Source organism: Actinoplanes siamensis (assembly GCF_016862395.1).
In the GTDB taxonomy this organism is placed as follows: domain Bacteria; phylum Actinomycetota; class Actinomycetes; order Mycobacteriales; family Micromonosporaceae; genus Actinoplanes; species Actinoplanes siamensis.
Map to the genome: position 1 here is coordinate 1 of NZ_BOMW01000068.1, position 25,002 is coordinate 25,002.

At 70.4% G+C, this 25,002-nt stretch carries 23 protein-coding genes and 2 tRNA genes; 5 read left to right on the plus strand and 20 right to left on the minus strand.

What is annotated here, in order from left to right; all coding sequences use genetic code 11:
* The 8 genes from Asi03nite_RS31495 to Asi03nite_RS31530 all read right to left on the minus strand — a co-directional run.
* Positions 1-1,295, minus strand: a 1,295-nt coding sequence (locus tag Asi03nite_RS31495; protein ID WP_203684150.1) for a chaplin family protein, incomplete at its 3' end; no start/stop codon positions are given.
* A 279-nt stretch (positions 1,296-1,574) separates the two neighbouring features.
* The gene (locus tag Asi03nite_RS31500; RefSeq protein WP_203684151.1) at positions 1,575-2,612 is read right to left on the minus strand and encodes a hypothetical protein; all 1,038 of its coding nucleotides are present in this window, start codon (positions 2,610-2,612) and stop codon (positions 1,575-1,577) included.
* 149 nt (positions 2,613-2,761) lie between these two features.
* Positions 2,762-3,640, minus strand: a complete 879-nt coding sequence (locus tag Asi03nite_RS31505) for a hydroxymethylglutaryl-CoA lyase (protein ID WP_203684152.1) — start codon at positions 3,638-3,640, stop codon at positions 2,762-2,764.
* Positions 3,640-4,971 (minus strand): acetyl-CoA carboxylase biotin carboxylase subunit, encoded by a 1,332-nt coding sequence (locus Asi03nite_RS31510; protein WP_203684153.1) that lies wholly within the window; start codon positions 4,969-4,971, stop codon positions 3,640-3,642. Before Asi03nite_RS31510 ends, Asi03nite_RS31505 begins: the two co-directional genes overlap by 1 nt.
* A gap of 113 nt (positions 4,972-5,084) precedes the next feature.
* A complete protein-coding gene (locus tag Asi03nite_RS31515) occupies positions 5,085-5,690 on the minus strand; it encodes a TetR/AcrR family transcriptional regulator (RefSeq protein ID WP_203684154.1) in 606 nt (201 codons plus the stop codon).
* A 209-nt stretch (positions 5,691-5,899) separates the two neighbouring features.
* The gene (locus Asi03nite_RS31520) at positions 5,900-6,286 is read right to left on the minus strand and encodes a hypothetical protein (protein ID WP_203684155.1); all 387 of its coding nucleotides are present in this window, start codon (positions 6,284-6,286) and stop codon (positions 5,900-5,902) included.
* Between the two features lie 350 nt (positions 6,287-6,636).
* The gene (locus Asi03nite_RS31525) at positions 6,637-7,536 is read right to left on the minus strand and encodes a sulfurtransferase (RefSeq protein ID WP_203684156.1); all 900 of its coding nucleotides are present in this window, start codon (positions 7,534-7,536) and stop codon (positions 6,637-6,639) included.
* 20 nt (positions 7,537-7,556) lie between these two features.
* Entirely contained in the window at positions 7,557-8,327 is a 771-nt protein-coding gene (locus Asi03nite_RS31530; protein WP_203684157.1) for an SGNH/GDSL hydrolase family protein, read from the minus strand.
* 135 nt (positions 8,328-8,462) lie between these two features.
* Here Asi03nite_RS31530 and Asi03nite_RS31535 point away from each other — a divergent pair, with 135 nt between their 5' ends.
* From Asi03nite_RS31535 to Asi03nite_RS31545, 3 genes are all read left to right on the plus strand, one after another.
* The gene (locus Asi03nite_RS31535; RefSeq protein WP_203684158.1) at positions 8,463-10,196 is read left to right on the plus strand and encodes a proline--tRNA ligase; all 1,734 of its coding nucleotides are present in this window, start codon (positions 8,463-8,465) and stop codon (positions 10,194-10,196) included.
* 26 nt (positions 10,197-10,222) lie between these two features.
* The gene (locus Asi03nite_RS31540; protein ID WP_203684159.1) at positions 10,223-10,612 is read left to right on the plus strand and encodes a CBS domain-containing protein; all 390 of its coding nucleotides are present in this window, start codon (positions 10,223-10,225) and stop codon (positions 10,610-10,612) included.
* A gap of 257 nt (positions 10,613-10,869) precedes the next feature.
* Positions 10,870-11,298 (plus strand): SufE family protein, encoded by a 429-nt coding sequence (locus tag Asi03nite_RS31545; protein WP_203684160.1) that lies wholly within the window; start codon positions 10,870-10,872, stop codon positions 11,296-11,298.
* A gap of 347 nt (positions 11,299-11,645) precedes the next feature.
* Here Asi03nite_RS31545 and Asi03nite_RS31550 read toward each other — a convergent pair whose 3' ends face one another.
* Entirely contained in the window at positions 11,646-12,197 is a 552-nt protein-coding gene (locus Asi03nite_RS31550) for a YbaK/EbsC family protein (protein WP_203684196.1), read from the minus strand.
* Positions 12,198-12,587: 390 nt separating this feature from the next.
* Here Asi03nite_RS31550 and Asi03nite_RS31555 point away from each other — a divergent pair, with 390 nt between their 5' ends.
* A complete protein-coding gene (locus tag Asi03nite_RS31555) occupies positions 12,588-13,040 on the plus strand; it encodes a hypothetical protein (RefSeq protein ID WP_203684161.1) in 453 nt (150 codons plus the stop codon).
* Here Asi03nite_RS31555 and Asi03nite_RS38655 read toward each other — a convergent pair.
* From Asi03nite_RS38655 to gyrB, 7 genes are all read right to left on the minus strand, one after another.
* A complete protein-coding gene (locus tag Asi03nite_RS38655) occupies positions 12,959-13,897 on the minus strand; it encodes an NUDIX domain-containing protein (protein WP_275409510.1) in 939 nt (312 codons plus the stop codon). The two genes, Asi03nite_RS31555 and Asi03nite_RS38655, sit on opposite strands and share 82 nt — an antisense overlap.
* 432 nt (positions 13,898-14,329) lie before the next feature.
* A tRNA-Ala gene (locus Asi03nite_RS31565) sits at positions 14,330-14,402 on the minus strand.
* 10 nt (positions 14,403-14,412) lie between these two features.
* Positions 14,413-14,541: a DLW-39 family protein gene (locus tag Asi03nite_RS38170; protein WP_221501918.1), complete on the minus strand. Its 129-nt coding sequence runs from the start codon at positions 14,539-14,541 to the stop codon at positions 14,413-14,415.
* Between the two features lie 101 nt (positions 14,542-14,642).
* Positions 14,643-14,716: transfer RNA gene (locus Asi03nite_RS31570), tRNA-Ile, on the minus strand.
* A gap of 77 nt (positions 14,717-14,793) precedes the next feature.
* On the minus strand, positions 14,794-15,690 hold the full coding sequence (locus Asi03nite_RS31575) for a DUF3566 domain-containing protein (RefSeq protein WP_203684162.1): 897 nt from the start codon (positions 15,688-15,690) through the stop codon (positions 14,794-14,796).
* Positions 15,691-15,693: 3 nt separating this feature from the next.
* On the minus strand, positions 15,694-18,207 hold the full coding sequence (gene gyrA, locus Asi03nite_RS31580) for a DNA gyrase subunit A (RefSeq protein WP_203684163.1): 2,514 nt from the start codon (positions 18,205-18,207) through the stop codon (positions 15,694-15,696).
* Positions 18,208-18,323: 116 nt separating this feature from the next.
* A complete protein-coding gene (gyrB, locus tag Asi03nite_RS31585) occupies positions 18,324-20,276 on the minus strand; it encodes a DNA topoisomerase (ATP-hydrolyzing) subunit B (protein WP_203684164.1) in 1,953 nt (650 codons plus the stop codon).
* 529 nt (positions 20,277-20,805) lie between these two features.
* On the opposite strand from gyrB, the gene Asi03nite_RS31590 reads away from it, so the two are divergent.
* Entirely contained in the window at positions 20,806-21,372 is a 567-nt protein-coding gene (locus tag Asi03nite_RS31590; protein ID WP_203684165.1) for a hypothetical protein, read from the plus strand.
* Positions 21,373-21,478: 106 nt separating this feature from the next.
* Here Asi03nite_RS31590 and Asi03nite_RS31595 read toward each other — a convergent pair whose 3' ends face one another.
* From Asi03nite_RS31595 to gnd, 4 genes are all read right to left on the minus strand, one after another.
* On the minus strand, positions 21,479-21,847 hold the full coding sequence (locus Asi03nite_RS31595) for a hypothetical protein (protein WP_203684166.1): 369 nt from the start codon (positions 21,845-21,847) through the stop codon (positions 21,479-21,481).
* A gap of 149 nt (positions 21,848-21,996) precedes the next feature.
* Positions 21,997-22,515 carry a DciA family protein gene (locus Asi03nite_RS31600; RefSeq protein ID WP_203684197.1) on the minus strand — a complete coding sequence of 173 codons (519 nt, stop codon included), beginning with the start codon at positions 22,513-22,515 and terminating at the stop codon, positions 21,997-21,999.
* A 474-nt stretch (positions 22,516-22,989) separates the two neighbouring features.
* Entirely contained in the window at positions 22,990-24,120 is a 1,131-nt protein-coding gene (recF, locus tag Asi03nite_RS31605; RefSeq protein ID WP_203684167.1) for a DNA replication/repair protein RecF, read from the minus strand.
* Between the two features lie 3 nt (positions 24,121-24,123).
* The gene (gene gnd / locus Asi03nite_RS31610; protein WP_203684168.1) at positions 24,124-24,996 is read right to left on the minus strand and encodes a phosphogluconate dehydrogenase (NAD(+)-dependent, decarboxylating); all 873 of its coding nucleotides are present in this window, start codon (positions 24,994-24,996) and stop codon (positions 24,124-24,126) included.
* Between the last annotated feature and the right edge of the window lie 6 nt (positions 24,997-25,002).

Genomic DNA, 25,002 nt, shown 5'->3' on the forward strand with positions numbered 1-25,002 from the left:
CCCTTGTTGCCGTGCTGGGGTCCCATCACGTTGCCCGGAGCCTGGCCGCCCTTGGCACCACCGTGGCCCTTGTGACCACCGCCCTTGTGACCACCGCCCTTGTGACCACCGGCTTTGTGGCCGCCGCCCGCGCAGCCGCCCTTGTGACCGCCACCGTTGCCACAGCCGCCGCCGGGGTAGCCGGCGGGGTACTCACCGCCCGGGTAACCAGCGGGGTACTCCCCACCCGGGTAACCAGCGGGGTACTCCCCACCCGGGATCTTTCCGCCCGGGTACTCCCCACCCCCACCCGGGTAACCGCCGGGGTACTCGCCGCCCGGGTAGCCGCCCGGGTACCCGCCACCGCCCGGGTACCCGCCACCGCCCGGGTATTCCCCACCGCCCGGGTACCCGCCACCGCCCGGGTACCCGCCACCGCCCGGGTACTCCCCACCACCCGGGTACCCCCCGCCGGGGTAGCCGGTGTCGCCGCCCCCTCCGGCACCGGGGGCCTCGCCGCCGCAGGCCGGCCCGGCCTGACCAGTGCCCAGCAGAGAGCCGAGCGAGTTGCCGCAGCCGCTGATCGGGCCGATGAGCGGCGCGGCGTACTGTCCACTGCCGACCAGGCTGAGAGTGCCCTGGATGATGCCGTGGTCCCAGCCACCGGTGTGGTCGTCGCCGTGGTGCGACGTCACGGCGCTCCAGCCGAGACCGTTGTCCCCGATCGAGTTGGCGCAGACGCCGCGCGCCGAGGAGACCCCGCCGAAGAGCGAGGTCGCGTTGCCGCACTGGTTGACCGGGATGGTCACCGGCACGGAGAGCTGGGTGCCGTTCAGGAAGCCGACGTTGCCGCCGCTCGCCTGAGTCATGGCGTCCTCCCAGCCACCGTCGGCGACGTGGGTTCCCTCCTGAATGTGGTTGGCGCCGGAGCCGCGGGCCGAGCTCACGCCGAGCAGGCTGTCCGCGTTGCCGTTCTGATTGATCGGCACGGTCACCGGCACGGCGATCTGGGTGCCGCTCAGGAAGCCGGCGTTGTCGCCCGACCGCTGGGCGATGCCCTTGCCGGAACGCGAGGCGCGGGAGCCGTCGGAGACCCGGTTGACCCCGCCGCCGGCCGCGGAGGAGACGCCGCCCAGCGCGATCGCGTTGCCGTTGATGTTCACCGGCATGGTGACCGGGGCGGCGAACTGCGTGCCGTTCAGGGCGCCGAGGTTGGTGGAGGAGACCTGAGTAGCGCCCCGGCCGGTCGACCCGGCGGAGCCGTGCTGGCCGGCCTGGGCGGCCGCCGGGGCCAGCAGCAGGGCTCCGGCTGCCATGATTCCGACACTCAGCGTTTTACGAACCCACGTCTTCTTCATAGAGAAAATGCCTTTCAACAGGGTCGGCAAGGAGTACTGCTTGTTCAATTGGCTGGCTCCGGAACACCTTTTCGGGCACAGCGGCGCCCAGGCTCTGTTTCTCCGGTGGTGACCGCCCGGCGGCGTGCGCCCGGTGCGGTGATGATTTCGGCCGCCGTGCGATTCGCCGCTTGTGCGCAAACGGTTCGGGAATCGCGGGGCCGGGCGGGCGGACACAGCCCGCCGAACGTCACATGACTAGTCAGGTGAGACGGTCGGCGCCTCGGCGTCGTAGCGCCGGACGTCGGCGGCGGGCGCGACCGGGCAGCGGTGGCAGGCCACCGGGCCGATCGCGGTCCCGCCCGGAAGAACGGCCGCCGAGCCGCTCTCCGTGTTCGTTCCCGGGCCACCGGCCGGGATGCCGCTGACCGCCCCGAGGTTCATCCGCGTAGGCGCGGGTCCGTCGCCGGGCTGGTTCTCCCGGATCGTCTCCGGCGCGACCGGCCGGGCGGCCGGGGTGTGCCGGTGGACGTGCGGCCGGGAGCGCGCGCCGGCCCGCCGGGCCGGCGCGTCGGTCTCCGGAACGGCCCGCTGACGGGCCTGGACGCGCGACGCCGGGGGTCCCGACGGATCAGCAATCTCCGGTGCCGGGGCCGGCGTCCGCGGCAGAGCCGCCGGACCGGTCACATCGCTCTCGGCCACGGGCCGCTCCTGGCCGGCTGCGTCCCCGCCACCGGCTTGCAGCGGCGCGGTCGCCGTCAGCAGGGCGTCACCGAGAGGTTCCGCGTCGATCGAGGACTCGTCGTCCTCGACGGGCCCCTCCACCGGCGCGGGAGTTCCGGACACCGGGCTCTCGACAGCCGGGTCCGGGGTTCCGGGAGCCCGCTTCGCGAAGAGAGCCGACTCCTCGGACAGCACGGTGAGGACGCGCTGGTGGATCTCGGGCACGGGCTCCAGCGGCTGGACGGCCGCCTTCAGGAGTTCACCGACCACTGGTTCGTTCTCGGCCACCGGCTCGGCATCGTCCGTGGTGGTCCCGAACAGCGAGCCGGCGACCGGCTCGGCCTCGGGCCCCGCGGCGTGCGCGGCGGCGCCGGTGAGCAGCCACGCCACCCCGGCCAGACCACCGATGACGAGGGCACGCAGGACCCACCGGTGACCGGCACGTCCGGCGCGGCGCTCCGGCCGCCGCCCCGCCCCCTGGTGGTGGGGCGGGGCGAGCGGGGAACCTCCGCGGGTGGACGGCACGGGACCGGACGTCGCGCGCGGTGTGCGCTCGACCCTCCAGCCCGCCATCGGTCCCACCCCTCGTCGTCGGCCTCACGGTTGACGTCCCGGCAGTCCGGAACTGGCGATATCGGCCACTCGGTATTGGTAACGAGGTGAGCGAGCAGAAAGTCACGCGGGCAAATCAGAAAAATCATCGTTGGAATCGGGCGGAAGAATCACACCGTGCGAGTACGCGGACCGGCCCGTAGAACGCCCGACGGAAGTGTTCGCCCAACCAGACGTTCGGCCAGTTCGGCGGCCTGAATCAACTTGTCCAGGTCGATTCCGGTGTCGAATCCCATGTCGTGCAGCATGTGGACGACCTCCTCGGTCGCCACGTTGCCGGACGCGCCCGGCGCGTAGGGGCAACCGCCCAGACCACCGGCACTGGCGTCGAACTCCGTGACACCCAGCTCCAGGGCGGTGACGATGTTGGCGAGGCCGGTGCCACGTGTGTTGTGGAAGTGCAGGAGATCCGGCCGTACCTCGGAAAGCAGGTCTCTGACCCGGCGCGGCGTCGCCATCCCGGTGGTGTCGCCGAAAGCGATGCGGTCCGCGCCGTCGGCGCGGACCCGCGAGACGATGCCGGCCACCCGCGAGGGCGCGATATCCCCCTCGTAGGGGCAGCCGAAGCTGGTCGCCACGATCACCTCGAGGGTGGCGCCGGCCTCGTGGACCAGCGGGATCAGCCCGGCGATGTCGTCCAGCGACTCGTCGGTGGAGCGGTTGAGATTGCGCCGGTTGTGGGTGTCGCTGGCGGAGACCACCACCTCGATCTCCCGGAAGCCGGCGGCCAGCGCTCGCTGCGCGCCGCGGGTGTTCGGGATCAGCGCGGAATACCGTACCCGCGGGTCCCTGCTGATCCGGGACCACACCTCGTCCGCGTCGGCCATCTGCGGGATGGCCTTGGGGTGCACGAACGAGACCGCCTCGATGCGCCCTACGCCGGTCCCGCTGAGCGCGTCGATCAGCTCGACCTTGCCGCCGGCCGGGACCGGGTCCTCGTTCTGCAGGCCGTCGCGGGGCGCCACCTCGCGGATGCTGACGAAGGTCATCACTTCCCCCCTCTCATCCGGGCGACGATGCCGGTGTCGTAGTCGCCGGAGCGGAACTCGTCGTTCTCCAGCAGCTCGGCGAAGAACGGCAGGTTGTTCTTCGGGCCGGCGATCGCGAAGCCGGCGACCGCCGCCTCTGCCTTGGCCAGCGCGTCCGCGCGGTCGGCGCCGAACACGATCAGCTTGGCCAGCAGCGAGTCGTAGAACGGGGTGACCGTGTTGCCCTCGGTGTATCCGGAGTCGACGCGGGCGCCCGCCGGCTCCTGCCACGTCGTGATCCGGCCGGGCCCGGGCAGGAACCGCTTCGGATCCTCCGCGTTGATGCGCAGCTCGACGGCATGACCCGTGGTCTCCGCCGGCACCGTGACATCCTCGCCGGCGGCGATCCGCAGCTGCAGCTCCACCAGGTCGATCCCGTGGATCAGCTCGGTGATCGGGTGCTCGACCTGCAGCCGGGTGTTCATCTCCAGGAAGAAGAACTCTTCGGTGGCCGGGTCGAGCAGGCACTCGACGGTGCCCGCGTTGCGATAACCCACCGCCTCGCCGGCCTTGACCGCGGCCGCCAGGATCCTGGCCCGCAGCTCCGGGCCGACCGCCGGGGACGGGGCCTCCTCGACCAGCTTCTGGTTGCGGCGCTGCACCGAGCACTCCCGTTCGGAGAGCGCGACCACCCGGCCGTCGGCCAGACCGAGGATCTGCACCTCGACGTGCCGCACCCGCGGGAAGTAGCGCTCCAGCAGCACCGACGCGTCGCCGAACATCCGCTCGGCGAACGCCTGCACCTTGCCGAACTCGGTGCGCAGGGCCGCCTCGTCGGCCGCGACGCCCATGCCCATCCCGCCACCGCCGGCCGCGGCCTTCACCATCACCGGATACCCGATCGCGGCGGCCGCCTCCAGCGCGGCGTCGACGCCGGCGACCGGCTCCGGCGTGCCGGGCGCGACAGGCACGCCGGCCGCGGCCATCAGATTCCGGGCATTGATCTTGTCGCCCATCGCGGCGATCGCGTCGGCTCCGGGTCCGACCCACACCAGGCCGTTCGATTCGACGGTACGGGCGAAGCCGGCGTTCTCGCTGAGGAAGCCGTACCCGGGGTGGACGGCCTGGGCGTTGCGCTCCTTGGCGACGGCCAGGATGACGTCGGCGTTGCGGTAGCTCTGCGCCGGGTCGGCCGGGCCGATCCGGACCGCCTCGGCGGCCTCCCGGACGAACGGCAGGTCGGCGTCGGCGTCGGAATACACCGCGATCGTGCGGATACCGAGGCGATTGGCGGTGCGGATGATTCGGCGGGCGATCTCACCGCGGTTGGCGACGAGCAGCGACTCGATCATGAGGCTCCTGTAGGTCGGGGTGCCGGACGCCCTGTGGGACGACCGGTGTTTCCGCCCGGTGACATCGCGGATCACGCGGCGCCGCCGGGTGTCGCCTGTTCTCTTGCCGGCAGCTACCGGCCGGTGAGGGCGTGCATGGTGGCGTCGCGCAGCAGGTCGGCCCGCCGGCGCCGCTCCACCTCCCCGCCCAGGAACGGTGTCGAGTTCATCAGACCGAACGCGGCGTGGGCGAGCACCCGCGCCTCGGCCGGCTGCAGCTCGGGGCGCAGCAGGGTGAGCACACCCACCCATTCCTCCACATAGAGTCGCTGCAGCCGCCGGATCTGGCGCCGTGGCTCCTCCGGCAGGCGGTCCAGTTCGTGCAGGTGCAGCGCGATCACCGCGGGGTTGGCCAGCGCGAAGTCGACGTGGAAGTCGATCAGGTCGGCGAGCGCGGCCTCTGCCTCGGCCGGATGCCGGGCGACCCGCTCACGGCCGCCCTCCAGCAGGCTCTCACTGACCGGGATCAGCGCGGCGACCAGCATCGCCTCCTTGCCGGCGAAGTGGTGGTACAGCGCCGGGCCGGTGACGCCGGCCGCCGAGCCGATGTCGTCCATCGAGACGCCGTGATAGCCCCGGGCCGCGAAGAGTCCGACCGCGATCTCGAGAATTTCGTCGCGGCGTGACCGCCGCCGAGGCGCCGGCGGGGTGGTCCGGTGCCGCTGATCTACCGTCGTCACCTCGTCACTTTAACCCGTCGTCAAGTCCTTGCTTAACGGTCGTTCAGCCGATCGACGGCGGCGCGCGCCTCGGCGTACAACTCGTCGGCGTCCTAGTCACGCTCGGATATCTCCTCCGGCGTCCGCACGGCCGCGACCCGGCTGGCCGAAGTCGATCAGCGTCCGCGCCTGCGGCACAGACACCCGATCGGCGTCCTCGTGTGCCCCGATCAGGCGTAGCCGTTCGGGCGCGCCAACCAGACCGGCCACCGCTTCGGCAGCCCGCCCCGCCGCAGGAACATATAGGCCGGCTCGAATGCGAAGATCCAGTGTTCCCGGCGCACACCAGGCTCTTCAGCCACGCCGGCGGGAAGCTCCGCGTACCGACGAGTAACCATCGCGATCAGCTTCTCGGCCTTCTCGACCTCGTCGGCGTAGTTCAGCGCCATCAGCCGGCGCCGCGGCACGCGCGACCCGCCGGCCTCGCGCAGCGCCTCGGCCGGGGCCTGGAACGTCAGCGCCGCCTCGGCGTCCCGGTCCAGCTGGTAGAGCAACTGCCCGGCCTCCTCGCCGGTCTGGCCCCGCCCGGCCGGGTTGTCGGCCAGCAATTCGACCAACTCGCGGCAGATCTCCAGGGCCCGAGCGGTGTCGTGAAAATCACGCTACATACCGGCCAGTAGGAACCTGGTGTCATTCGCCGGAGCGGTCGGATCCAGCCGCTGGAAACCGAACAGTGTCTCCTCGGCCACCTCCGCCGCCTCCGGCAGACGACCGGCCGCCCGGTAGGCCCTGCGGGCGAACACGCCGACCGGCCGGGCCCCTGCCCGACCGCGAGCGTGACGGTCCCGACCAGGTCGTCACCGCCTCGGCGGGTCGCCGCACGGGCCTCGTCGAGACGGTTCACCGGGCTCCGGTGACTCGCCCGGACCAGCGGCGCGGTCCCCGGAGGCCGCGCCGCCCGGCGAGATCAGCTCAGGCCGCCCGGCTCCGCGCCCTTGGCGATCGGCGCGCGGACCAGGTTGCCCCACTCGGTCCACGAGCCGTCGTAGTTGCGGACCTGCGGGTAGCCCAGCAGATGGTGCAGCACGAACCAGGTGTGGCTGGACCGTTCACCGATCCGGCAGTACGCGATGACGTCGTCCCCCGTCTCCAGACCCAGCTCGTCGCGGTAGATCTTGACGAGCTCGTCGTACGCCTTGAACGTGCCATCGTCGTTCGCCGCGGACTTCCACGGCTTGCTCACCGCGCCCGGGATGTGCCCGCCGCGCAGCGCGCCCTCCTGCGGGTACGCCTCCATGTGGGTGAGCTCGCCGGTGTACTCCTGCGGCGAGCGCACGTCGACCAGCGGCCGCCCGCTGGCGATGTGCCCCATCACCTGGTCGCGGAACGCCCGGATCTCCGCGTCGTTGCGGACCGGCACCGGGTACTCCGCCTTCGGCCGGGCCGTCTTGTCCCGGGTCACCGGGCGCCCCTCGGCCACCCACTTCTGCCGGCCGCCGTCGAGCAGCCGTACGTCGCGGTGTCCGAAAAGACTGAAGACCCAGAGGGCGTACGCCGCCCACCAGTTGAAATTGTCGCCGTAGAACACGATGGTGTCGTCGCGGCCGATGCCCTTGGCCTCGCACATCGCGGCGAACGCGGCCGGGTCCAGGTAGTCCCGGGTGAGCTGGTCGTTCAGCTCGAGATGCCAGTCGACCTTGACCGCGCCCGGGATGTGCCCGGTGTCGTAGAGCAGCACGTCCTCGTCCGACTCGACGACCACCAGCCCGGGGGTGTCCAGATTGTCGGCGAGCCACTCGGTGGTGACCAGTTTGTCAGGGTGTGCGTAGGCCTGCAGCGCCTGCGCCGGATCGTTCGGAACTGACATGCCTGTCACGCTAGCCCTTCTCAGTCCCCGATCGGGCCCAGCACGGGGCGCTTCGCCGTGACGAGATCACCCGACGAACGCCCGCGCAGGTGACGGCCCACCCAGGGGGCCAGGTGCTCCCGGGCCCAGCGCAGGTCCGAGCTGACCGCCAGCCGCCACGGCGTGGGCTGCGGCGCCGACGGGACCAGCATCCAGTCCTCCTCGACCCCGACGCCGAGCGCGTTCAGCACGTGCCCGGCCACCCGCCGGTGCCCCATCTCGGACAGGTGCAGCCGGTCGTCGCTCCACATGCCGCGGTGCAGGTACGCGTGGTCGGCGAACAGGTCGATCAGATACGCCCCGTGCCGCTCGGCGATCTCCCGGAAGCCGTCGTTGAGGATCGCCGCCCGGCCGCCGATCATCCGCTGCCCGCCCGGGATGTGCACCGCCACGTCGGCGAACCGGAACATGATCACGTCGGCGCCGGTGGCCCGGATCCGGGCGATCACCGGATCGATCCGCTCGACCAGCGTGTGCGGATCCACCCGGGGCCGCAGAACGTCGTTCCCGCCGGCCGCGAAACTCACCAGATCGGGCCGCATGGCCAGCGCCGGTTCCAGTTGCTCGGCGATCACCTGGTCCAGCAGCCGGCCCCGGATCGCCAGGTTGGCGTAGCCGAAGTCGGGACCGGAGTCGACCGCGAGACGGGTGGCGACCAGGTCGGCCCATCCGCGATAGGTGCCGTCCGGATACTCGTCGCACATGCCCTCGGTGAAGCTGTCACCCATTGCCACGAAGCTGCGCCAGGCCATCGTTCCCCCCTAACGTCTGTTCAGCTTTGGTTGCCGGATCAGTCTCCACCGGACAGGTAAGCAGCGGAACGTGACGATGGCGACACCTGGATAAGCAGGTGATTTAGTACTACCGCATCTCTACGCTGTGTGGCCATGCTGCTTCGGATGTCCACCCTGCTGCTCAAGACCCTGCGTGAGGAGCCGGCGGACGCGGAGGTGCCGAGTCATCGGCTCCTGGTGCGCGCCGGATTCGTCCGCCGCGCCGCCCCGGGCGGCTACACCTGGCTGCCACTCGGCAAGCTGGTGCTGGACCGGGTCACCACGATCGTCCGCGAGGAGATGGCCGCCGTCGGTGGCCAGGAGGTCTCGTTCCCGGCCCTGCTGCCCCGGGAGCCGTACGACGTGAGCGGCCGCTGGACCGAGTACGGCGACGACATCTTCACCCTCAAGGACCGTCGTGGCGCCGAGCACCTGCTCGCACCCACGCACGAGGAGATGTTCACCCTGCTGGTCCAGGACCTGACCAGCTCGTACCGCGACTTCCCGCTGGTGCTCTTCCAGATCCAGACGAAGTTCCGCGACGAGGCGCGCCCCCGCGGCGGGCTGCTCCGCGGCCGCGAGTTCCTGATGAAGGACGCCTACTCCTTCGGTCTGACAGATCAAGACCTGATTGCGGCGTACGACCGGATGCGCGCCGCCTATCAGCGAATCTTCCACCGTCTCGGTCTGGAGCACACCGTCGTCTCCGCGGTGTCGGGCGCCATGGGCGGCTCCGCGTCGGAGGAGTTCCTGGCGGCCGCCGACGTCGGCGAGGACACCTTCGCCGGCTGCACCGCCTGCGACTACGCCGCGAACACCGAGGCCGTGACGACCCCGGCGCCACCCGCCCGGCCGGTCACGGCGCCGCCCGCGGCGGTGCACGACACGCCGGACACCCCCACCATCGCGGCCCTGGTCGACGTGGCCAACGAGCGCCGGCTGGCCGGCCGGTCCGACTGGACCGCCGCGGACACGTTGAAGAACGTGGTGGTCACCGTGCACCACCCGGGCCGGCCCGACGAGGTGGTCGCGATCAGCGTGCCCGGCGACCGCGAGGTGGACCTCAAGCGGCTGAACGCCGCGCTCGCCCCGGCCACCGCCACCCTTTTCGACGACTTCGCGTCCCGCCCCGACCTGGTCAAGGGATACATCGGCCCGCAGGGCGGCAAGGTGCGTCACCTCGTGGATCCGCGTGTCGCGCCCGGCACCGCCTGGCTGACCGGGGCGAACCAGCCGGGCCGGCACGCCACCGACGTGGTGTCCGGCCGCGACTTCACCCCGGACGGCACGGTCGAGGCCGCCGAGGTGCGGGCCGGCGACCCCTGCCCGGCCTGCGGTGACGGTTCGCTGACCATCCGCCGGGGGATCGAGATCGGTCACATCTTCCAACTCGGCCGGCGCTACACCGAGGCGTTCAAGGTGGACGTTCTGGGTGCCGACGGCAAGCCGGTGCGGCCCACCATGGGCAGTTACGGCATCGGGCTGTCCCGGGCCGTCGCCGCGATCGCCGAGCAGCACCACGACGAGCGCGGGCTGCTCTGGCCGGCCGAGGTGGCGCCGGCCGACGTCCACATCGTCGCGGCCGGCCGGGACGGGCAGGTGGCGGCCGCGCTGACACTGGCCGAAACGCTGGTGCGGGCCGGGATCCGGGTGCTGGTCGACGACCGGCCGAACGTCTCGGCCGGCGTGAAATTCACCGACGCCGAGCTGATCGGCATCTCCCGGTCCGTCGTGGTCGGCCGCCGCTTGACCGAGGGGTACGCCGAATGGCGTGACAGGCTTACCGGAGAGCGCAAGGATGTGCCCCTTGTGGACGTACCCGGGGTAATCGTGGCGACACTGGGGTAAGCGGATGTCGACGGGAGGGCAGAGGCATGGCGAGGCTGGTTGTTGACGCGATGACCCGGCGGGTGGTCTACCTGCCGGAGGACACCCCGCTCGACGAGGCCGCGCAGGCCATGCGGGACCAGGGCATCGGGGACGTGGTGGTGACGCACGGGCCGACCATGGCGGGCATCGTCACCGACCGGGACATCGTGGTCCGGGCCGTGGCCGAGGGCCTGTCCCCGGCGTCGACCACGCTGGGCGCGATCGCCACCCGTGAGCTGATCATGATCGAGCAGAGTGCCACGGTCGAGGAGGCGGTCCAGGCCATGCGCTCCCGCGCGGTCCGCCGCCTCCTGGTCTGCGACGCCGACCGCAAGGCGGTGGGCCTGATCAGCCTCAGCGACGTGGCCCTCCTCCCCACCTCGGCCGCCGCCTGACCGGCCACCGCAACCCTCCGAGCTCCGGCCCTCCCACGTCGGCCGCCGCCCGCTCAGCCGCCACGGCTCTCCCGGCTCCGGCCCGCCCACGTCGGCCTCCGCCCGCTCAGCCGCCACGGCTCTCCCGGCTCCGGCCCGCCCACGTCGGCCGCCGCCCGACCGGCCGTCGCCTCGCCCGTGCCGGCCGGCGGGTCAGGTGACGCGGCAGTCCTCCCTCGGCCGGTCGGTCCTGCACCTTTGCGCGTAGGTTGGTGTTCGTGAGCGACATGCCGCCGAAGCTGGCCCAAATCGTCGAGGAGTTCGCCTCCGCGCCCCGCGACGTCGTCCTGGAAATGCTGCTGGAATTCTCCGACGCGGTGCCGCCCCTGCCCGCCGAGTTGGCCGGGCACGAGGGCATGGAGCAGGTCCCGGAGTGCCAGACGCAGTTCTTCCTCAGGGCCGAGGTCCAACCGGACGCCACAGTGGTCAGCTGGTTCGACTGCCCGCCTGAGGCGCCGACCACCCGGGCGTTCGCCGGCATCCTCGCCGAAGGCCTGGCCGGCGCGTCCGCGACCGAGATCCTGGCCGTGCCGGACGATCTCTACGCTCGCATGGGCCTGGGCCAGGCGATCAGCCCGCTGCGCATCCGCGGCGGCACAGCGATCCTCGGCCGCCTGAAGCGACAGATCGCCGAGCAGTCGAGCTGAGCCTCGCCACGCACGGACGCGCCGCCCGCCAGCTGACCTCCGCGCCGCCCGCCGGGCCGACTTCCGCGCCTCCGGCCGACTTACGCAACTCCGGCCGACTTCCGCAACTTAGGCCGACTTCCGCAACTCCCGCCGCCGGCTGCCCGCTGCCGGCTCTGGCCCAGGCAGCCGGGTGGATCGGCTTGGACGCGGTCGTTCGCCCAGCAGTCCGCCATCCTGCTGGCCGGCTTCGCGGAGACCGAGCGCCGTAAGACCGTAGACACGCTTCAATGACGTTTCACGTGGAACGGTATCGACGCCTATCTACAGAGAGCCCGCAGCCGGCTTGAGTTCCCGGACGCGACCGGTCAGCCGACCTCTTTGGCGAGACCTTCGATGACCTGCGCGCCGGGGAGAGCGCCCAACGCCGGGCCGGCCACCACGATCTTGCTGTGCCGAACCCCCGAGCCGATGATCACGTGCGGGGTGGCGACGACCCGGGAGTCGACAAGGATCGGCCAGTCGGCGGGCAGTCCGATCGGAGTGATCCCGCCATATTCCATCCCGGTCAGCGACACCGCCTCATCCATCGGCGCGAAACTGCACTTCCGGACGTCGAGGTGCCGCCGGATCACCCCGTTCACATCGGCCCGGGTGGTGGCGAGGACGACGCACGCGGCGTACTTCGTCACCTCCCCACGCCGACCGGCCACAATCACGCAGTTGGCGGACTCGGCGAGCGTCACGCCATAAGCCGCGCAGAACGCCGCGGTGTCGGCCAGCCCCGGGTCGATCGGCGCCACCAGCACCTGATCGCCGTCGACTGGGGCGTCCTCCGGCCACACCGCCAGGGCCTTTGCCACCGGCGCGGCGAGCAGATCGGGTCGGGACTGGGCAGGTTCGGTCTTCAGGCTTCCCATCACGTCCGACATCATGACCCCGATCGGCACCGTCAACCACATGGCGCCCCGATGGCCCGCCTCCACCGTGATCCGGCCCACCGCAGTCGATGCCGTTCCAGCCGGCCGCCCGGTTCCCGGAGGCGCACCACTCGTCGTCGGAGCGAACATCCGGATGCAGGGGGCATGGCCCGCGCCTTCGCGCGCGAGCCGGCCCCGGCGGCACGGTTCGCACCTTCGCGCGAGCCGGCCCCGGCGGCACGGTTCGCACCGTCGGTCCTCGCACGCTTCACCGAGCGACGGTAGGGGGAAGGCCCGGAGGCGGCACGGGCAGCGCTGGCCAAACGACGCATATCCGGCTCACCAGGACGTCCTGCCGGGCTGGGCTCAGGTTTTGGCGGATCATGCCGAATGTCTGAGAACGTGAGGGAGGACGAGGTCACGCAGGAACGCAGGACGGCACGCGTCGGAACGGTGAGCGGGCTGGCGTTGATGACCGGCGCCACCGCCATGGCCGCGGTAGGCGGCGGTCACCACTCCGTCTTCGCCACGGTTCTGCTGGGCCTGCTGGCCCTCGGCATGGCACACGCCTTCACCGTCGAGATCCGCCGCCAGGCCCACCGCCGCAGCAACGGACGCTGGGGCCGGCCCGACCTGATCAACATCGCGCTCCTGGCCGGCTGGGCGGTCGTCTCGCTGACGATCGCGGCCTTCCCCTTCCCCTCCTCACCGGTCCGGGTCCTCGCCCTCCTGCTGACCGCCAGCTACGCCACGGCATGCGCCTACTTCGTCGTCGAACGCCGCCGAGCCGCCTCCGTCGTCCTCCCACCCACTCCGTCGATGACCGAGTCGTCCCGGGTCTGACGGGCCGCGAGGGAAGCCCGGGCGGAGGACGGCCTGGCAGGGGAAGCCGGCCGAGACCCGGCGGACGAACCCCGAGAGGAGCCAGCAGTGCGGGCCGCCGACGGAGCCTCTCCCGACGACGCAGGCCGAGACCCGGACGCAGGCCGAGACCCGGCGGACGAACCCCGAGACGAACCGGAAGAGCCGGCCGCGGAAGCCGAAGAAGCGCTGCCCGGGGAAGCCCCACCCGGGGACGTCCCGCCCGAGGAGGTCGATGCGACCGGTGCGGCCATCGTCGGCAACACCACCATCAGCGGCGGCACCGGCACCCCGCTCGTCTCGATCGGCAGCTCCGGCACCGGCAACCAGTCCAACCCGAGCGGCTCCGGCCCGGACCCGTCATCGCGCCCGACCCGTGGCTCCCCGTCGGCCACCGACACCGCGAAGACCGACGTCATCCCCGACGGATACGGCATCTCCAGCACATACCGCAGCTCACTGACCACCAGCCCGGTCTCCTCGAAGACCTCGCGGCGCACGGCCTCCTCGGCCGTCTCACCGGGCTGCAGCCCACCCCCGGGCAAGGTCCACCACTCGCCGCCACCGGACCGGCGGCTGCGTTCGTGCACCATAAGCACACGGCCGTCCCGCACGATCACGGCGGCGGCCCGTCTTCGTTCGCTCACGAGTCGCAGGCTAACCGCCGGGATGCGCGCGCGCAGGCCTACATCATTCCTCTGTGGATAACTGGCAGCCCCGGATCGGGCAAATGCGTACCTACGCCTTCGGAAACGATGACCTGCGGCGCTCCAGCAACGTCCCGGTGAGCTTGATCCCACCCCGCTCCCCGATGTCCGTGATCGCCATCTTGGTGGCATCCGTCACGTCCGGACGGGGGGGCCACCTGTGCGCGGAGAACGGGAGGGCCGGTCGTGGCCCGGCGCCGGTGGTGTCGCCCCGCCAGAAGCCACCGTCTCACCGAGCCGGCAGATCACAATGGAGTCGTACTCACGCGAAGCCGAAGTCTCCGATTGGATGTCCTGATCGGACTGCGTATCGGCGCTCGCGCTCTGAGGGTCAGAACCCGGGCGAGCACGTCGCGACCCCAGGCGACGACGGCCCAGGCAACGATGACCCAGGCGCCACTGACTCCGATGCCGGTGACCCAGGTGCCGGTGACCCAGACGGCGGTGATTCAGGTGCCGGTGATTCAGGTGCCGGGTGATCGGAGCGAGGTGACGGAGCAGGACTCGTACCACCGGAAAAGAATCGAAGCCCGCATCCGGGAAGGATGCGGGCTTCTTCGTCCGTGGAGCCTAGGGGACTTGAACCCCTAACCCCCGCCTTGCAAAGGCGGTGCTCTGCCAGTTGAGCTAAGGCCCCGGACTGCGCCTCAGCGCAGGTCGGGAGCGGTCGTCGCCTCGTGCCACAGCGCGCGCTCGTCGCTGGAAGCCTTGACCTTCTTCACCACCAGCGCGGCGGCGCCGACGACAGCCGCCACGACGAGGAGCTTCTTCAGCATCGGTTACCCCACTCCGGGAATGCGGACGCACAAAGGGTTATAAGCATAACGGGCGATCCATGATCCGCTCTTGTGGCGGACCGGGACCGCCCGATCGCTCGTGGGGCTAGATGGAATCGAACCATCGACCTCAGAGTTATCAGCTCTGCGCTCTAACCGACTGAGCTATAGCCCCTCACCTGCGGACAGAACATTACCGTACCGGGTTGTGAGCCACCAAAGCGGGGGTGGCTCACAACCCGGTCAGCGAGATCAGTCCCGCTCCGCGAGGGTCAGCTCGATGCCGCCGACCAGGTCGGCGCAGACGTTGTAGATGAACGCCCCGAGCGTTGCCAGCGCCGTGAACAGCACGACGTTTACCGCGCCGATCAACATCGAGGTGCCGATGACGCCCCACGCGGTGATCCGGAAGCCGGCCGAGTTGTCGGTGCCACCGCTCGCGCTGACCAGTTCCTTCAGGCTGTCGTTGACCGAGGTCCACACACCCATGGTGTCCAGTGCCAGGTAGAGCACCGAGGTCGCGACGACCACCACGATGAAGAGCACGATCGAGACCGCGAACGCGAACTTCATCACGGACCACGGGTCGATCCGCTTGAGGTTCAGCCGGGCCCGCCGCGGGCCACGCGCAGCGGCCGAGGTGACCGTGGAGCGGGCCGAGCGAACCGCCTCGGAGACGCGGGCGGCCCCGACCGCGGAGGTCCCGCCAGGACCGGCCGGCGCGGTGGCCGACCCGGAGGCCGGCGCGGTGCGCTGTTTGGTGCCGGGCGGCGTCACCGTGGGCGTGGCCGCACCGGCCGGGCGCGTGGCGCCCGTGGTGCTGCCGGGCGTGCTCGCGGGACGCGACGAGGCGGTCCCGGGCGCGGCGCCCTTGCCCTTGGTCACGACCGGAACGGCCGCGGAGGCCTTGGCCACGGCGGGACCGCCGGACTGCCGTTTGGCGTCGGCGTCCGTTCCGGCAGCGGGTTCACCGGGCGGCGGGGCCATGCCCGGCGCCCTGGTGAACTTCGGCGGGGACGGGGCATCGGCGGGGACAGCGGCGCGCCCAGCGGACTCGCGTCCAGCCGACGCGGCGCCGTCCTTCTTCGCCGCATCGTCCGGAGTCGCTGAGGTCCCGGGGCCCCCCGACTTCGCCTGTGTCTCCGGCATCAACTAGTCCTGTTCGTCAGGCTCGTCGGCATTGCGAGCAAGCGCCACGATGGTTACACCTTCTGGGAGGTCCATCAGCTTGACCCCCATTGTGTTCCGATCCCGTGTGCGCCGTACAGGCTTCACGGGAGTCCGGATGACACCACCATTGCTGGTGATGGCAAACAGTTCATCCTCCGGGCTGATCACCAGAGCGCCGACAAGTCCACCACGACGTTCAGTGATCTTCGCGGTGAGCACCCCCTTGCCGCCGCGCCCCTGTACCGGATACTCCTCGATCGGCGTCCGCTTCGCATACCCACCGTCGGTGGCAACCAACACATCCATGCCCTCGCGAACCACCTCCATGGCGAGGAGCTCGTCGTTGTCGCCGAAACGCATGCCGATCACACCGGACGTCGCCCGTCCCATCGGCCGCAGCGCCTCGTCCGTCGCGTTGAAGCGGATGGCCTGGGCGTGCTTGGACACGAGGAGGAGGTCGTCCTCCGGGGCCACCAGAGCCGCGCCCACCAATTCGTCATCCTCCCGCAGGTTGATGGCGATAATGCCACCGCTGCGGTTGGAGTCAAATTCGTCCAGGCGGGTCTTCTTCACCAGACCATTCTTAGTGGCGAGCACAAGGTGGGGCGCGACCTGGTAATTCGGGATCTGGATGACCTGCGCGATGTGCTCGTCCGGCTGGAAGGCCAGCAGGTTGGCGACGTGCTGGCCCTTCGCCACCCGGTTCGCCTCGGGCAGTTCGTAGGCCTTCGCCCGATACACCCGGCCCTTGTTCGTGAAGAACAGCATCCAGTCGTGCGTCGAGATCACGAAGAAGTGCGAGACGATGTCGTCCTGACGCAGGGTCGCACCGCTCACGCCCTTGCCGCCGCGCTTCTGCGATCGATACATGTCGACCTTCGTGCGCTTGGCGTAACCAGTCCGTGTGATGGTTACCACAACGTCCTCGCGCGCGATGAGGTCCTCCATGGAGACCTCGCCGTCGAACGGGATGATCTGGGTCCGCCGGTCGTCCCCGAACTTCTGCACGATCTCGCCGAGCTCCTCGGAGATGATCGCCCGCTGCCGCTCCGGCTTCGCCAGGATGTCCTTGAAGTCGGCGATCTCCAGCTCGATCTTCGCCAGCTCGTCGACGATCCGCTGCCGCTCCAGGGCGGCCAGGCGGCGCAGCTGCATGTCCAGGATCGCGGTGGCCTGGATCTCGTCGACGTCGAGCAGCGTCATCAGGCCCTGGCGCGAGTCCTCGACCGTGGGCGAACGCCGGATCAGAGCGATCACCTCGTCGAGCATGTCCAGCGCCTTGGCCAGACCGCGCAGGATGTGCGCCCGCTCCTCGGCCTTGCGCAGGCGGTACGCGGTCCGCCGGCGGATGACTTCGATCTGGTGCTCGACGTAGTACCTGATGAACTGGGCCAGGTTCAGCGTGCGCGGCACACCGTCGACCAGCGCCAGCATGTTGGCGCCGAACGTCTCCTGAAGCTGGGTGTGCTTGTAGAGGTTGTTCAGCACCACCTTGGCGACCGCGTCGCGCTTGAGCACCAGGATCAGCCGCATGCCGGTGCGGCCGGACGACTCGTCGCGGATGTCCGCGATGCCGGTGAGCTTGCCCTCCTTGACCAGCTCCGCGACCCGCTCGGCGAGGTTGTCCGGGTTCACCTGGTACGGCAGCTCGGTCACCACGAGGCACGGCCGACCCCGCTGGTCCTCCTCGACCTCGACCACCGCGCGCATCCGGATCGAGCCACGACCGGTCCGGTACGCGTCCTGGATCGCCTGCTGCCCGACGATCAGGCCGTAGGTGGGGAAGTCCGGTCCCTTGACGATCTCGAGCAACGCTTCGAGGGTGGTCGCCTCGTCCGCGTCGATGTTGTCCAGACACCACTGGACGGCGGCCCCGATCTCCCGCAGATTGTGCGGCGGGATCTTGGTCGCCATCCCGACCGCGATGCCCTCGGAGCCGTTGACCAGCAGGTTCGGGAAGCGGGCCGGCAGGATCGTCGGCTCTCTGGTGCGGCCGTCGTAGTTGTCCTGCATGTCGACGGTGTCCTCGTCGATGTCCCGCAGCATCTCCATCGCCAGCGGGGACAGCTTCGACTCGGTGTACCGCATGGCGGCCGGCGGATCGTTGCCCGGCGAGCCGAAGTTGCCGTTGCCGTCGATCAGCGGGTACCGCAGCGACCACTGCTGGCCCATCCGGACCAGGGCGTCGTAGATCGACGAGTCGCCGTGCGGGTGGTAGTTGCCCATCACGTCGCCGACCACGCGCGCGCACTTCACGTACCCACGGTCGGGCCGGAATCCGGAGTCGTACATCGCGTAAAGGATCTTGCGGTGCACCGGCTTCAGGCCGTCCCGCACGTCGGGCAGGGCGCGGCCGACGATCACGCTCATCGCGTAGTCGAGGTACGAGCGCTGCATCTCGACCTCGAGACCCACCGGCTCGACGCGCTGGCTCACGCCGCCACCGGTCTCCTCCGGAATCGCGTCGCCGTCAGGGGGTTCGGGAATGTCAGTCACTGTTAACCCTTACTCAAGGTGAAGCCAGACAAATTCGGCCAAAGGCCCGCGAAATGCTGTGGATAACGTTGTGGAAAGAGGCCCAGCTCTGTGGACACGTGACCACCTGCCGGTCATCAGATGTCGAGGAACCGGACGTCCTTCGCATTGCGCTGGATGAACGAGCGCCGGGCCTCGACGTCCTCACCCATCAGCACGCTGAACAGCTCGTCGGCCACGGCCGCGTCGTCGAGGGTGACCTGACGCAGGGTCCGGGTCTCCGGGTCCATCGTGGTGTCCCACAGCTCGTGGAAGTTCATCTCGCCGAGACCCTTGAACCGCTGGATGTCGTCCGGCTTCGCGTTCGGCTTCTTCTGCTGCCGCAGCGCGATCAGCCCGTCCCGCTCACGGTCGGAGTACGCGTACTGCGCGTCGTCACCGCGCTTGTTCCACTTGATCTTGTAAAGCGGCGGGGCGGCCAGGTAGACGTGGCCCTGCTCGACCAGCGGCCGCATGAAGCGGAACAGCAGGGTGAGCAGCAACGTCTGGATGTGCTGGCCGTCGACGTCGGCGTCGGCCATCAGGATGATCTTGTGATACCGCAGCTTGCCGATGTCGAACTCGTCGTGGATGCCGGTGCCCATCGCGGTGATCAGCGACTGGACCTCGTTGTTCTTCAGCACCCGGTCGATCCGGGCCTTCTCCACGTTCAGGATCTTGCCCCGGATCGGCAGGATCGCCTGGTACTTGCTCTGCCGGCCCTGCTTGGCCGAGCCGCCGGCCGAGTCGCCCTCGACGATGAACAGCTCGGTCTCGCGCGGGTCGGTGGACTGGCAGTCGGCCAGCTTGCCCGGCATCGAGCCGGACTCCAGCAGCGACTTGCGCCGGGCCAGCTTGCGTGCCTGCTGCGCGGCGATCCGGGCGCGGGCGGCCTGGTCGGCCTTGGTGATGATCAGCTTGGCGTCGGCCGGGTTCCTGTCGAACCAGTCGGCGAGCTGCTCGTTCGCGACCCGCTGGACGAAGCTCTTCATGTCGGTGTTGCCGAGCTTGGTCTTGGTCTGGCCCTCGAACTGCGGCTCGCGCAGGGTCACCGAGATGATCGCGGCGAGCCCTTCACGGATGTCCTCACCGGACAGTTTCTGGTCGCCCTTGAGGAACTTCTTCTCGATGCCGTACCGGTTCACGATGCTGGTCAGCGCGGCGCGGAAACCCTCCTCGTGGGTGCCGCCCTCGTGGGTGTTGATCCGGTTGGCGAAGGTGTAGACCGACTCGCCGTAGGACTCGTTCCACTGCATGGCGATCTCGACGCCCATGCCGGCCTCGTTGTCCTCGGCGCCGAACTCGATCACCGTCTTGTGGATCGCGCTCTTGGTGGCGTTGAGGTGCCGCACGAAGTCCGAGATGCCGCCCGCGTACATGAAGGTGACCTTGCGGGGCTCACCGTTCTCGTCCACCTGGTCGGGGCGGGCGTCGGTGAAGTTGATGGTGAGGGCGCGGTTCAGGAACGCCATCTCCTGGAGCCGGCGGTAGATCGTCTGGAAGTCGAACTCCACCGTCTCGAAGATGGCCGGGTCCGGCCAGAACTGGACGGTCGACCCGGTGTGGTCGGTGGTCTCGCCCTTGATCAGCTCGTCGGGGACGGAGGCGTTGTACTTCTGCCGCCAGACGAAGCCGTTCTTGTGGATCTCCACCGCCATCCTGGTGGAGAGGGCGTTCACCACGGACACGCCGACGCCGTGCAGACCACCGGAGACCTTGTAGGCCTGGTTGTCGAACTTGCCACCGGCGTGCAGCACGGTCAGCGCCACCTCGACGCCCGGCTTCTTCAGCTTGGGGTGCAGGTCGACCGGGAAGCCACGGCCGTTGTCGGTGACCGAGACCCCGCCGTCGGCCAGCAGGACCACGTCGATGGTGTCGCAGTACCCTGCGAGCGCCTCGTCGACGGCGTTGTCCACCACCTCCCAGATCAGGTGGTGCAGGCCGCGCTCGCCGGTCGAGCCGATGTACATGCCGGGACGCTTGCGAACCGCTTCAAGGCCTTCGAGCACAGTGATGGAATCGGCACCGTACTCCTGATTGTTCTCTGCCACCCTCGGCCGCTTTCTCGCACTGGACCCGGTGAGGCCCCGCACGGGGTTGGCGAGCGTCAAGCAGCGATCGGCGCGCACGATGCACCGGTTGATGACACCGCGGAAGCAGCGGACCACCGGTGGAGCCGTGCACGCCGGTCGCCGCGGACAACCCGCGGATCGTGATCGGCTGGAAAAACCGCGTAGCGTGACGAAGGTGGCTGCGTGTAACAGCCCCGCCACCGTCAAGCACAGTTTTCCCGGTCGCTGTCGATTCTACTCCGCTGAAGCGAGTTGGCGAGGGTGCGGCACCCCTTCCGGGGGCCTGAGGCTTCCATAGCGCGATTCAGCCTGCCTCCCACGTCTCCCCCCACACGGAACCTTCGTCCCGCACAACGGCAAACGCTGTGGCCGGGCGCGCCTGCCGGACCCGGCCCGCACTCACTGCCACACTGCCTGTCAACGGCAGGCGCCGGTGTCGTAACCTCGCCCGCGCGGGCCGTGCATGGCCGAACGGACCGCATGGTCAGGTCGAGGAAGGGTTGCCCCGATGGCGCACGACAAGGGCCTGGACAACGTCGCGGTGCACTGGCCGCGGACGAACCAGTACTACGACCCGGTGGCTCCCGCCGAGTTCGTCGACTTCGGCGCGATCGCCGACGCCCCGGAGATCGCCGCGCCCACCGGTGCGCTCGCGCTGCACATCGCCAAGACCGGCACGGTCCGCGCCACGGCGTACACGGAGCTGGTCGACCTGTTGCTCGGCCTGGAAGGTGTGCTCTACGCCACCGACGCCGCCGCCGAGGACGAGGACCCGGTGATCGACCCGGACGGCTGCGCCTGGATCGCCGGCGGTTTGGAGCGCTTCGTCGAGGGCCACGACAAGTTCGGCGACCTGGTCACCTTCGACACGGTGGCCGAGGTGATGCGCACCGCGATCGCCGGCGGCCGCCTCGCCGAGCAGCAGCTGCGCTGGCTCGACCATCGGCTGGCGGCGCTGCGCGACGACGCCGGCAACGCCCCGCACTGGAGCTTCGCCCGCACCGAGCTCGCGGTCCTGGCCGGTTTCTACCGCCGCTGCGCGGAGCGCGGCTTCGCCGTCTTCGCCGACTACTGATCAGCGCTCCGCGGCTTGCTGAGAAGGTTCCGTGGATCGCCCATCACGGCTTCGCGGCTCGCTGACAGGCCGTTTCCGGTCACCCCGGCCGAACTGAGGATCAAATTCAGGAGCCGGATGTCCTATGTGGGCTTCTGGTCCAGGCCGCCGCTCCCGCGGGGGCCGGGCGCGGCGATCTGGCCGCTGGCGCGTCCAGAACGATCGCCGCACCCTTCTTTGTGCGTGGGTGGTTGCGCTCAAACCGTCCGTCACCTGCGTCGGAGTCCACCGGCGCACGGTCGTGCCCGCGGCCCAGCCACCACATCTCGACGACGATGACCAGCAGCAGCAGTCCGGCGCCGGCCCCCAGGAACAGCGACCACCGCATCCCGTCGCGGACCGAGCCACCGGACGCCGCCGCCCAGGCCGGACTGGCCGCGGCCGCGATGACACCGGGCACGAGCAGCAGAAGTACCAGCAATCGCCGTAGGGCCATGCCCGTTACGACGCTCGCCGGCGCCGATCGGTTGCACGGGCGGCCAAAGATCCGGATATGTCCCCCAGGGACACCCGGATACCGACCACCCTGGTCAACCAGTTGTAGGCGCCCCGCAACAGTAGGTATGCCGCGCAAGGCCAAGCGGCTCAGCCGTAGGTGTCGCGCGGGCCACGGCCCTGGACCCGGCGCGGGCCACGGCTCCACGACGGCGCCGCCGGGCCGTGGATGTTCAGCCGGGTGACGACGTTGTGCCCCACCTCGCCGGCGATCTGCTTGAGCAGCTGCCCGGTCAGCATCCGCAGCTGAGTGGCCCACGCGGTGGACTCCGCCTCCACGGTGAGCACCCCGGCGTCGAGCTTGACCGGCCGGCTGTGCGCGGCGACGTCCGGCCCGACCACCTTCTCCCACGAGCCGAGCACGGTCGCCTCGGCCGTGGGCCGCTCCCAGCCGCGCGCCTTCATCAGGCGCTGCAGCACCGCCCCGAACAGCTGGGGATCCCGCGGATCCGGCCCAGGACCGGAGTACCCGCGCAGCCGTTTCTCGCCGCCGCCCGCGCCACCGCGCCGCCGGGGCTGCCGAGCCGCCTCCCGTCGCTTCGCCAGCGCCGCGTCCAGCACGGCGCGGGCCAGCTCCGGCCCAGCCTTGGCCGCCCCGGCTCCGGCCACGTCGGCACCGCCCGCGTTCGGACCGGCGCCGCCGCCGGCAGCACCCGCACCGGCGTCGGGGCCGGCACCGAGCGTGCGGCCGGCGGGGCCGACGCCCGCGGCGTTCGACCGAGCACCGCTCCCGGTGGCGTCCCCGCCGGCGCGACGAGCGTTCACGCCACCGGCACGACCGCCACGTGGCGCGTCAGGTCCCGGCGACTGCCGATCGTCCGGCCCGCTCATTCCGCCACCCCCTGTGGATAACCACGGTTCCGCCCGCTGGCTGACGACCCGTCAACAGGCGCGCGAGCCCGGCCAGACCCGCCAACCTACACCCGACCCGGCGCGGGGCCGCCCGAACCGCTCCACGGCGCGCTGAGCCCGCGGGAACGGCAACGTGATCATGTGCCGTTCGCCGGCTCGTCCGTACCATCGATGGCAATTGCGGGCAAAGCCCGTGGTTCTCCACAAACCATCCACAGGCGGTCTCCGCGGTCAGAGCGCACGACGCACCGCCCCGGCGGTGACGTCGAAGCGCGCGCCGCGCAGCGCCGCCGGCACGTCCTCCGGCACCGCGCACGTCACCAGCAGCTGGGCGGCGTCGGACACCAGCGCCGCGAGCCGGTCACGCCGCCCGGCGTCCAGTTCCGCGAACACGTCGTCCAGCACCAGCACCGGCTCGATCCCGTCCGACCGCAACAGGTCGTACGCCGCGAGCCGCAGCGCCAGCGCGAACGACCACGACTCCCCGTGGCTCGCGTACCCCTTGGCCGGCAGCTCGCCCAGCGACAGCGCGAGGTCGTCCCGGTGCGGCCCGACCAGCGTCGTGCCGCGTTCGATCTCGGCCGGACGCCGCTCCCGCATCCGCTCCAGCAACGCCGCCTCGAGGGCCGGACGGTCGGCCGGCACGTCCTCGCCGAGCCGCGACGCGTACGCGATCGACGCCGCCGACTTCCCGGCCGCCACCGCGTCGTACGCCTTGGTCAGGTGCGGTCCCAGGGCCGCCGCCAGCTCCAGCCGGCCGGCCAGCAGCTCCGCCCCGTGATGGGCCAGGTGCTGATCCCAGACGGCCAGCGTCGACAGGTCCTGGCCGCGTGTCCCGCCCACCTTGCGGGTCAGGTACGCCGTCCGCAGCAACGCGTTGCGCTGCTTGACCACCCGGTCGTAGTCGGCGCGCACCCCGGCATACCGCGGTTGCCGGGCGACCAGCAGGTCGTCCAGATAGCGGCGCCGCTCGGACGGATCACCGCGGACCAGTTCCAGGTCCTCCGGGGCGAAGAGCACCATCCGCAGCGCGCCGAGCACCTCGCGCGGGCGCCGCACCGGCGACCGGTTGAGCCGGGCCCGGTTCGCCCGGCCCGGCACGATCTCCAGCTCGACCAGCAGCTCGCGGCCATCGTGGACGATTGCGCACCGGATCACCGCCGAGGCCGCGCCGAAGCGGACCAGCGGAGCGTCGGTGGCCACCCGGTGACTGTCCAGTGTGGCCACGTAGCCGAGCGCCTCGATGAGGTTGGTCTTGCCCATGCCGTTCTGCCCGACCAGCACGGACACGCCGGGATCGAGATCGACAGCCACCCGCTCGTAGGAACGGAAGTCGACGAGCTCGACCCGGCGTACATGCATGGATCAGCGCTTGACGGCGTGGCCGCCGAACTGGTTGCGCAGCGCCGCGACGGCCTTCATCGCCGGCGAGTCGTCCTGCCGGGACGCGAAGCGGGCGAACAGCGACGCGGAGATGACGTGCGCCGGCACGGCGAGGCGGACCGCCTCGTCGACCGTCCACCGGCCCTCGCCGGTGTCCTCCGCGTAGCCCCGGATGTTCGCCAGCTTCGGGTCCTCGTCCAGGGCGCGGTCCAGCAGGTCGAGCAGCCACGACTTGACGACGCTGCCCTCCCGCCAGCTCTTGATCACGGCCGGCACGTTCTCCACCAGCTCGGAGGCCTCGAGGATCTCGAAGCCCTCGGCGTACGCGTGCATCAGGCCGTACTCGATGCCGTTGTGCACCATCTTCGCGTAGTGACCGGCGCCGTGGGTGCCGGCGTGCGCGAAACCGAACTGGCCGGCCGGCTTGAGCGCGTCGAAAATCGGCCGGCAGTGCTCCACGATCTCGGCGTCGCCGCCGACCATCAGCGCGTACCCGTTGGTGAAGCCCCAGATGCCGCCGGAGACCCCGACGTCCAGGTAGTGGATGCCCTTCGGCTTCAACCGGTCGGCACGCGGCTGGTCGTCGGTGAACTTGGAGTTGCCGCCGTCGATGATGATGTCGCCCTCGGAGAGCAGCCCCGCGAGCTCGTCGATGGTGTCCTCGGTGATCTTGCCAGCCGGCACCATGGTCCAGACGACGCGCGGAGCGGCCAGCTTCTCCACCAGCTCGGCCAGGTTGGCGACGTCGGTCTTGTCCGCGTTGTGGTCGAATCCGACAACTTCGTGGCCCGCGGCACGCAGTCGTTCCCGCATGTTGCCACCCATTCGGCCGAGACCGATCAGGCCGAGTTGCATGGTGTT

What these genes read in the sequence shown, in the direction of transcription:
- Asi03nite_RS31500 (WP_203684151.1), bottom strand. Translation starts at nt 2,612, where the DNA reads ATGGCGGGCTGGAGGGTCGAGCGCACACCGCGCGCGACGTCCGGTCCC.
- Asi03nite_RS31505 (WP_203684152.1), bottom strand. Translation starts at nt 3,640, where the DNA reads ATGACCTTCGTCAGCATCCGCGAGGTGGCGCCCCGCGACGGCCTGCAG.
- Asi03nite_RS31510 (WP_203684153.1), bottom strand. Translation starts at nt 4,971, where the DNA reads ATGATCGAGTCGCTGCTCGTCGCCAACCGCGGTGAGATCGCCCGCCGA.
- Asi03nite_RS31525 (WP_203684156.1), bottom strand. Translation starts at nt 7,536, where the DNA reads ATGTCAGTTCCGAACGATCCGGCGCAGGCGCTGCAGGCCTACGCACAC.
- Asi03nite_RS31530 (WP_203684157.1), bottom strand. Translation starts at nt 8,327, where the DNA reads ATGGCCTGGCGCAGCTTCGTGGCAATGGGTGACAGCTTCACCGAGGGC.
- Asi03nite_RS31535 (WP_203684158.1), top strand. Translation starts at nt 8,463, where the DNA reads ATGCTGCTTCGGATGTCCACCCTGCTGCTCAAGACCCTGCGTGAGGAG.
- Asi03nite_RS31540 (WP_203684159.1), top strand. Translation starts at nt 10,223, where the DNA reads ATGGCGAGGCTGGTTGTTGACGCGATGACCCGGCGGGTGGTCTACCTG.
- Asi03nite_RS31550 (WP_203684196.1), bottom strand. Translation starts at nt 12,197, where the DNA reads ATGGGAAGCCTGAAGACCGAACCTGCCCAGTCCCGACCCGATCTGCTC.
- Asi03nite_RS31555 (WP_203684161.1), top strand. Translation starts at nt 12,588, where the DNA reads ATGTCTGAGAACGTGAGGGAGGACGAGGTCACGCAGGAACGCAGGACG.
- Asi03nite_RS38655 (WP_275409510.1), bottom strand. Translation starts at nt 13,897, where the DNA reads ATGCCACCAAGATGGCGATCACGGACATCGGGGAGCGGGGTGGGATCA.
- Asi03nite_RS38170 (WP_221501918.1), bottom strand. Translation starts at nt 14,541, where the DNA reads ATGCTGAAGAAGCTCCTCGTCGTGGCGGCTGTCGTCGGCGCCGCCGCG.
- Asi03nite_RS31575 (WP_203684162.1), bottom strand. Translation starts at nt 15,690, where the DNA reads ATGCCGGAGACACAGGCGAAGTCGGGGGGCCCCGGGACCTCAGCGACT.
- Asi03nite_RS31590 (WP_203684165.1), top strand. Translation starts at nt 20,806, where the DNA reads ATGGCGCACGACAAGGGCCTGGACAACGTCGCGGTGCACTGGCCGCGG.
- Asi03nite_RS31595 (WP_203684166.1), bottom strand. Translation starts at nt 21,847, where the DNA reads ATGGCCCTACGGCGATTGCTGGTACTTCTGCTGCTCGTGCCCGGTGTC.
- recF (WP_203684167.1), bottom strand. Translation starts at nt 24,120, where the DNA reads ATGCATGTACGCCGGGTCGAGCTCGTCGACTTCCGTTCCTACGAGCGG.
- gnd (WP_203684168.1), bottom strand. Translation starts at nt 24,996, where the DNA reads ATGCAACTCGGCCTGATCGGTCTCGGCCGAATGGGTGGCAACATGCGG.